We start from the raw sequence: 7621 nt of genomic DNA on the forward strand, positions 1-7621 counted from the left end.
GTGACTCAATTCCCTTGCCCGCCGGCCACCCCGGCGGGCAAGGTCGTGGATACCCGTTGACCCGCAGGAACACCCGCAGGAATCCCACAGCACCGATGGCCGGGCCCCCCACCCCACACCCGGCTTTTCTCAGTCCTCCGGCCTCTTGACAGACCCCCCGGCAGCCGGTTCCCGCCACGCGACGTACGATGGGGTAAGGCCGTGGCAGGTTTTCCGCCCGGTCGAGGCGCGCGTGCCGGACCGTACGCGACGCCATCCACGATCCCGGGAGAAGCGCCGAAGTGCCCACGCGCCACGACATCCGTAACGTCGCCATCGTCGCCCACGTCGACCATGGCAAGACGACCATCGTCGATGCCATGCTCAAGCAGGCCGGTGCCTTCGCCGCCCACCAGCAGCTCGACGACCGCATGATGGACTCGAACGACCTGGAGCGTGAGAAGGGCATCACGATCCTCGCCAAGAACACGGCGGTGAAGTACCACCCCAAGGACGGCGGGGCCCCGATCACGATCAACATCATCGACACCCCCGGCCACGCCGACTTCGGTGGCGAGGTCGAGCGCGGCCTGTCGATGGTCGACGCCGTCGTCCTGCTGGTGGACGCCTCCGAGGGTCCGCTGCCCCAGACCCGCTTCGTGCTGCGCAAGGCCCTCCAGGCGCGCATGCCGGTCATCCTCTGCATCAACAAGACCGACCGTCCGGACTCCCGGATCGACGAGGTCGTCAACGAGACGTACGACCTCTTCCTCGACCTGGACGCGGACGAGGACCAGATCGAGTTCCCGATCGTCTACGCCTGCGGCCGCGACGGCATCGCCTCGCTGACCAAGCCGGAGGACGGCACCGTCCCCGCGGACAGCGACAGCCTGGAGCCGTTCTTCTCCACCATCCTGGAGCACGTCCCGGCCCCGGTCTACGACGAGGACGCGCCGCTCCAGGCCCACGTCACCAACCTGGACGCCGACAACTTCCTCGGCCGCATCGCGCTGCTCCGCGTCGAGCAGGGCGAGCTGCGCAAGGGCCAGACGGTCGCGTGGATCAAGCGCGACGGCACGATCTCCAACGTCCGCATCACCGAGCTGATGATGACCGAGGCGCTCACCCGCAAGCCGGCCGAGGTGGCGGGCCCGGGTGACATCTGCGCGGTCGCAGGCATCCCCGAGATCATGATCGGCGAGACCCTGGCCGACCCGGAGAACCCGATCGCCCTGCCGCTGATCACGGTGGACGAGCCGGCCATCTCCATGGTCATCGGCACCAACACCTCCCCGCTGGTCGGCCGCGGCGGCACCGGCAAGGGCGCCGACGCCAAGGCCGCGGTCAAGGACCGCAAGGTCACCGCCCGCCAGGTCAAGGACCGTCTGGACCGCGAGCTGATCGGCAACGTCTCGCTCCGCGTCCTGGACACCGAGCGTCCGGACGCCTGGGAGGTCCAGGGCCGCGGCGAGCTCGCGCTCGCGATCCTCGTCGAGCAGATGCGCCGTGAGGGCTTCGAGCTGACGATCGGCAAGCCGCAGGTCGTCACCAAGGAGGTCGACGGCAAGGTCCACGAGCCGGTCGAGCGCATGACGATCGACGTGCCCGAGGAGCACATGGGCGCCGTCACCCAGCTCATGGGTGTCCGCAAGGGCCGCATGGACAACATGTCCAACCACGGCTCCGGCTGGGTGCGCATGGAGTTCGTCGTCCCGTCCCGCGGCCTGATCGGCTTCCGCACGGAGTTCCTGACCCAGACCCGCGGCACCGGTATCGCCCACTCGATCCACGAGGGCCACGAGCCGTGGTTCGGCCCGCTGCAGACCCGCAACAACGGTTCGCTGGTCGCCGACCGCGCCGGTGCGGTCACCGCGTTCGCGATGACCAACCTGCAGGAGCGCGGCGTGCTGTTCACCGACCCCGGCACCGAGGTGTACGAGGGCATGATCGTCGGCGAGAACTCGCGCTCCGACGACATGGACGTGAACATCACCAAGGAGAAGAAGCTCACCAACATGCGGTCCTCGTCGGCCGACTCCTTCGAGGCGATCGTTCCCCCGCGCAAGCTGTCGCTGGAGCAGTCGCTGGAGTTCTGCCGCGACGACGAGTGCGTCGAGGTGACCCCGGAGGCCGTCCGCATCCGCAAGGTCGTCCTGGACCAGAAGGAGCGTTCGCGCACCGCTTCGCGCGCCAAGGCCGCCAAGTAGCCCTGCGGGCCCCGGCCCACGCTTCACCGAGCAGCCCCTCTCCCACGGAATCCCGTGGCGGGAGGGGCTGTTCGCGTTTGTCAAGCGGATTGTTGCGTTCTGGTGTCCGGATACCGACCGTGACACTCCGGAGGATGAGCTAACCGTCCGTTTCGCACGTGTCTGTCTCCTATCCGTTTGTCCGGATTTCGGGTTTTCGCCATGGGGTGATGTTGTGAAAACGAGACCACTTAAGTGTGGTTTACGGTCTGGGCGTCCCTGAGGATGGCTCCATTGAGCTCGGGTCAATGGGTCACACGCTGTGGGGAGCGTCGACTCACGAGCACACACGATGGGACCGGATCTCGCTGTCAGGGGTGTCAGCGGAGACCGGGTCCTTTCACGTATCGACAGTGACTCCTGAGGAGGCAAATACCCATGCGCGGAGCAACGAGCGCCAAGTGGGTCGCGGGTGCCGTCGTCGTGGCGCTGGCCGCCACGGCTTGCAGCACCAGCAAGGACTCGAACGCCGGCAAGTCCGGCGGAAACATCACCGTGGTGCTCGGCGAGCCGCAGCACGGCCTGGTGGGTCAGAACACCGCCGAGTCCGAGGGCGCGGAGGTTCTCAACGCGCTCTTCAAGGGCCTGGTGGACTACGACAACAAGACCAACGAGCCGAAGCTCGCGGTCGCGGAGTCGATCGAGACCACGGACTCGAAGACCTGGACCATCAAGATCAAGGACGGCTTCACCTTCCACAACGGCGAGAAGGTCGACGCGCAGTCGTTCGTCCGCGCCTGGAACTGGGGCGCCAACCAGAGCAACGCCGCCGAGGGCCTGCCGTTCTACTCGAAGATCGAGGGCTCCGAGGAGCTGGCGCCGGGCAAGGACAAGAAGCCCACCGCCACCGAGCTCAAGGGCCTCAAGGTCGTTGACGAGAAGACCTTCACCGTCACGCTGAAGGAGCCGTTCTCCCAGTTCAAGACCATGCTGGGCTACAACGCCTTCTACCCGCTGCCGAAGGCGTTCGAGGCCGACCCGCAGAAGTTCGGCGAGGCCCCGATCGGTAACGGTCCGTTCCAGATGGACGGCGCCTGGGACCACAACAAGCAGATCAAGATCAAGAAGTACGACAAGTACCCGGCCGAGGGTCGCGCCAAGCTCGACGGCGTCACCTTCAAGATCTACGACAACCTGGACACGGCGTACAACGACCTGCGCGCCGACAACATCCAGATCGTCGACAAGCTCCCGATCTCGGCGATGGCCACCGTCTCCCAGGAGTTCGGCGACCGCTACATCTACAAGCCCGAGTCGGGTGTCGGCTACCTCGGTCTCCCGATCGCCACCAACCCGGAGGCCTTCGGCAAGCCCGAGATCCGCAAGGCCATCTCCATGGCCATCGACCGGGACGCCATCGGCAAGACCATCTTCAACGGCACCCGCAAGCCGGCCGACGACTTCATCAGCCCCATCATCCCGGGTTACCGCAAGGGCGCCCTGGGCGAGGCCGGCACCTACAACCCGGCCAAGGCCAAGGAACTCTGGACCCAGGCGGGCGGTGTTCCCGGCAACAAGATCGAGCTCGGCTACAACGCCGACGGTGGTCACAAGGAGTGGATCGAGGCCGTCGCCAACCAGCTGAAGGCGAACCTCGGCGTCGAGGTCACCGCCAAGCCGTACGCCAAGTTCGGCGACATGCTGGACGACCTGGGTGCCCAGAAGTACAAGGGCGGCTTCCGCATGGCGTGGTCCATGGACTACCCGGCGGCGGAGAACTACCTGCGCCCGATCTTCTCGAAGATCGCGATCGAGAGCGGCTCCAACTACGGCGGCTACGTCAACGAGGAGTTCGAGGCGACCATGGCGGCGGCCGACAAGGCCACCGACCCCGCCGAGGGCCTGAAGCTGTACCAGAAGGCCGATGACATCATCATCAAGGACCTTCCGTACATCCCGGTCTTCACCTACATGTCTTCCTCGGCCTACTCCAAGTCCGTGAAGAACGTCGAGGTCGACGCCCAGGGCCGCATGGACCTGGCGAACGTCGAACTCAACTAACACCCCTCTTCACACCAAGGGGACACCGGGGGCGGGCAGGCGGAATCAGGTTTCCGTCTGTCTGCCCCTTCCCCCTGCTCTTCTGTTGGAGGTCTGATGGGCCGCTACCTCATCCGCCGACTCATACAGGCGATCCCTGTACTGCTCGGTGCCACGTTCCTCATTTACTACCTCGCCTTCAGCCTGCCCGGCGACCCCGTTTCGGCGCTCGCGGGCGACAAGAAGGCGGACCCCACCGTCGCAGCCATGCTGCGGGCCAAGTACAACCTGGACGACCCGTTCCTGCTCCAGTACTGGCACTACATCACCAACCTCTTCCAGGGGAACTTCGGTGAGACGCTCCAGGGCCGCCAGGTCATCGACCTGATCAGCGAGGCCTTCCCCTACACGGTGAACCTCGCCCTCGTCGCGTTCGCCATCGAGGCCCTCGTCGGCATCGCCGCCGGTGTCATGTCGGCGCTGCGCCGCGGCAAGTTCATCGACCAGCTGGTGCTGATCACCACGCTGCTGGTCATCTCCATCCCGGTCTTCGTCTTCGGCTTCGTCCTCCAGCTCGTCCTGGGTGTCGAACTCAAGGACGCCTGGGGCATCGACTTCTTCCCGGTCTCCTTCAACGAGGCGGACGGTCTGCGCGGTTACCTCCTGCCGGGATTCGTGCTCGCCACCACCTCGCTCGCGTACGTGGCCCGACTGACCCGTACGAGCCTGATGGAGACCATGCGCGCGGACTACGTCCGCACCGCGACCGCGAAGGGCCTGCCCCGCCGCCGGGTCGTCGTGCGCCACGCACTGCGCAACGCGCTCATCCCGATCGTCACCTTCCTCGGCGCGGACCTCGGCTCGCTCATGGGCGGCGCGGTCATCACCGAGCGGATCTTCAACATCCACGGCATCGGCGGCACGTTGGCGATGTACGTCTGGCAGAAGCAGGGCGTCGTCGTGGTGGGCATCGTGACCCTCCTCGTCCTCGTCTACATGCTCGCCAACCTGATCGTGGACCTGCTGTACGCCGTGCTCGACCCGAGGATCCGTTATGCGTGACACAACTACGGTGGGGGACGAGTTGACCGAGACCGAGATCGCCGGCACCCCCTCCGCCGGCGACACCGCCGCCAAGGCCGGCCGGAAGAAGAAGGAACGCGAGGCCAGCCTCTGGTCCGACGCCTTCTACGACCTGCGCCGCAACCCCGTCTTCCTGATCGGCGCCGCCCTGGTGCTGTTCATGGCCGTGGTCTCCCTGGTGCCGGGCCTGTTCACCTCGGTGGACGCCTACGCGCCGTGCGACCTGCACAGCTCCATGCTCAAGCCGAGCTCCGAGCACATCTTCGGCACCGACGTCCAGGGCTGCGACGTCTACGCCAAGACCGTGTACGCGGCGAGCAACTCGATCATCGTCGGTATCGCCACCACCGCCATGGTGGTCGTGGTGGGTGTCACCGCAGGCCTCCTCGCCGGCTGGTTCGGCGGCTTCGTCGACACCCTGCTCTCCCGGTTCGCCGAGATCTTCTTCGCCATCCCGCTCATGCTCGGCGGCATGCTGATCATGTCCGGCCTCGGCAAGGGCAACGCCTGGACCGTCTCCCTGGTGCTCGCCACCCTGGGCTGGCCGCAGATCTTCCGCATCATGCGCTCCTCGGTCCTGGCCAACAAGCACAACGACTACGTGCAGGCCGCCCGCGCCCTCGGCGCCGGCACCTGGCGGATCACGCTGCGCCACATCCTCCCGAACGCCATCGCCCCCGTCATCGTGGTCGGCGCGATCAGCCTGGGTGTGTACATCTCCGCCGAGGCCGCCCTGTCGTACCTCGGCGTGGGCGTCCAGGCGCCGGAGATCTCGTGGGGCCTGATGGTCAGCGACGCCCAGGCGCGCTTCCTCCAGGCGCCCTACATGCTGCTGTTCCCGGCCGCCGCGCTGAGCGTCACGGTGCTCGCGTTCATCATGGTCGGCGACGCGGTCCGCGACGCCCTCGACCCGAAGCTGCGCTGAGGAAGGGCGTACGTTGACCATCATCGACAAGACCTCGAACGTCCCCGCGCCGCGCTCGGCGCCGGAGGGGACCCCGCTGCTCGAAGTGCGCGACCTGCACGTCGAGTTCCACACCCGCGACGGTGTCGCCAAGGCCGTCAACGGCGTCTCGTACTCGGTGAACGCCGGCGAGACCCTCGCCGTCCTCGGCGAGTCCGGCTCGGGCAAGTCCGTGACGGCGCAGGCCATCATGGGCATCCTCGACATGCCGCCCGGCAAGATCCCGTCCGGCGAGATCCTCTTCCAGGGCACCGACCTGCTGAAGCTCCCGGCCGAGGAGTACCGCAAGGTCCGCGGTTCGAAGATCGCCATGATCTTCCAGGACGCGCTGTCCTCGCTGAACCCGGTGCACACCGTCGGCGCCCAGCTCGGCGAGATGTTCCGCGTGCACCGCGGGATGTCCAAGAAGGACGCCACGGCCAAGGCCGTCGAGCTCATGGACCGGGTGAAGATCCCCGCCGCCAAGGCGCGCGTGGGTGACTACCCGCACCAGTTCTCCGGCGGTATGCGCCAGCGCATCATGATCGCCATGGCGATGGCCCTGGAGCCGGACCTGATCATCGCCGACGAGCCGACCACGGCCCTCGACGTGACGGTCCAGGCCCAGGTCATGGACCTGCTCGCGGAGCTCCAGCGCGAGATGAACATGGGCTTGATCCTGATCACCCACGACCTCGGCGTCGTCGCCGACGTCGCGGACAAGATCGCTGTCATGTACGGCGGCCGGATCGTCGAGACCGCCCCGGTCCACGAGATCTACAGCCGCCCCGCGCACCCGTACACCCGCGGCCTGCTCGACTCGATCCCGCGCCTGGACCAGAAGGGCCAGGAGCTCTACGCGATCAAGGGCCTGCCGCCCAACCTGCTCAACATCCCGTCGGGTTGCGCCTTCAACCCGCGCTGCCCCAAGGCGCAGGACATCTGCCGCACCGACGTGCCGGTCCTGCACCCGGTGACCGAGCAGGACGGCACCGAGCTGCCCGGTCGCGGCAGCGCGTGCCACTTCTGGAAGGAGCAGCTCCATGGCTGAGCTCACCAAGAACGCCCCCGAGCGCGAGCCGATCCTCCAGGTCCGCAACCTGGTGAAGCACTTCCCGCTCACCCAGGGCATCCTGTTCAAGAAGCAGGTCGGCGCGGTCAAGGCCGTCGACGGCGTCTCCTTCGACCTCTACCAGGGCGAGACCCTCGGCATCGTCGGCGAGTCCGGCTGTGGCAAGTCCACCGTCGCCAAGCTCCTGATGAACCTGGAGAAGGCCACCGCCGGCGAGGTCTTCTACAAGGGCGAGGACATCACGCGACTGTCCGGCAGGGCCCTCAAGGCCGTGCGCCGCAACATCCAGATGGTGTTCCAGGACCCGTACACCTCGCT

General features: G+C 66.8%; 6 protein-coding genes. All 6 read left to right on the top strand.

The window, feature by feature from the left end; all coding sequences use genetic code 11:
- Window positions 1-281 precede the first annotated feature (281 nt).
- Window positions 282-2186, top strand: coding sequence for a translational GTPase TypA (gene typA / locus AB0B01_RS18590; RefSeq protein WP_361719741.1), 1905 nt, complete (start codon window positions 282-284; stop codon window positions 2184-2186).
- Between the two features lie 417 nt (window positions 2187-2603).
- Window positions 2604-4226 (top strand): ABC transporter substrate-binding protein, encoded by a 1623-nt coding sequence (locus tag AB0B01_RS18595; RefSeq protein WP_361719744.1) that lies wholly within the window; start codon window positions 2604-2606, stop codon window positions 4224-4226.
- A 96-nt stretch (window positions 4227-4322) separates the two neighbouring features.
- The gene (locus tag AB0B01_RS18600) at window positions 4323-5267 is read left to right on the top strand and encodes an ABC transporter permease (RefSeq protein ID WP_361719746.1); all 945 of its coding nucleotides are present in this window, start codon (window positions 4323-4325) and stop codon (window positions 5265-5267) included.
- Window positions 5260-6213: an ABC transporter permease gene (locus AB0B01_RS18605; protein ID WP_361719749.1), complete on the top strand. Its 954-nt coding sequence runs from the start codon at window positions 5260-5262 to the stop codon at window positions 6211-6213. The genes AB0B01_RS18600 and AB0B01_RS18605 overlap by 8 nt, the downstream gene beginning before the upstream one ends.
- 13 nt (window positions 6214-6226) lie before the next feature.
- Window positions 6227-7282, top strand: coding sequence for an ABC transporter ATP-binding protein (locus AB0B01_RS18610; RefSeq protein ID WP_361719752.1), 1056 nt, complete (start codon window positions 6227-6229; stop codon window positions 7280-7282).
- On the top strand, window positions 7275-7621 hold a 347-nt coding region (locus AB0B01_RS18615), incomplete at its 3' end, for an ATP-binding cassette domain-containing protein (RefSeq protein WP_361719755.1). The genes AB0B01_RS18610 and AB0B01_RS18615, both read left to right, overlap by 8 nt.

Origin of the sequence: Streptomyces sp. NPDC044571 (genome assembly GCF_040647115.1) — a bacterium.
Taxonomy (GTDB): Bacteria; Actinomycetota; Actinomycetes; order Streptomycetales; family Streptomycetaceae; genus Streptomyces.

What these genes read in the sequence shown, in the direction of transcription:
- AB0B01_RS18595 (WP_361719744.1), top strand. Translation starts at nt 2,604, where the DNA reads ATGCGCGGAGCAACGAGCGCCAAGTGGGTCGCGGGTGCCGTCGTCGTG.
- AB0B01_RS18600 (WP_361719746.1), top strand. Translation starts at nt 4,323, where the DNA reads ATGGGCCGCTACCTCATCCGCCGACTCATACAGGCGATCCCTGTACTG.
- AB0B01_RS18605 (WP_361719749.1), top strand. Translation starts at nt 5,260, where the DNA reads ATGCGTGACACAACTACGGTGGGGGACGAGTTGACCGAGACCGAGATC.